Below are 377 nucleotides of genomic sequence, written 5' to 3'. Positions count from 1 at the left end.
TTTTGATGCCACATTATGAGAGTGAATTCAGTGTTAATAGCTACGGATTTAGACCCAACAAAAACGCACGCCAAGCAGTTGGTAAAGCGTTGGAACATATCCATGAGGGTTTTACGTTTATCGTAGACATTGACTTAAAGACATTCTTTGACGAAGTAGACCATTGCTTACTTCTAAACTTACTTTATCAAAAGGTAAAGTGCCCAATAACCATGCGTTTGATACGTAAATGGTTAAGAGCTCCAATCCAAATCAATGGTAAATTACACAAACGAAGAACGGCGAAGCCCTCACGAATACCTATAGAAAATAGACAAGAAATGAGTAACGGGAGTTCCGCAAGGTTCTCCAATAAGTCCGCTATTGTCTAATATCCT

The 377-nt window shown here is 38.7% G+C and carries 1 protein-coding gene; it reads left to right on the top strand.

Features of this window, described 5'->3' with window-relative positions:
- On the top strand, positions 1-371 hold a 371-nt coding region (locus C6368_RS17145; RefSeq protein WP_449374867.1), incomplete at its 5' end, for a reverse transcriptase domain-containing protein.
- Positions 372-377: the final 6 nt, after the last annotated feature.

Source organism: Brumimicrobium mesophilum, from assembly GCF_003025005.1.
In the GTDB taxonomy this organism is placed as follows: Bacteria; Bacteroidota; Bacteroidia; order Flavobacteriales_D; family Crocinitomicaceae; genus Brumimicrobium; species Brumimicrobium mesophilum.
Note: the sequence above shows the minus strand (reverse complement) of the source record. Positions and strands in the feature narration are given on the sequence as shown.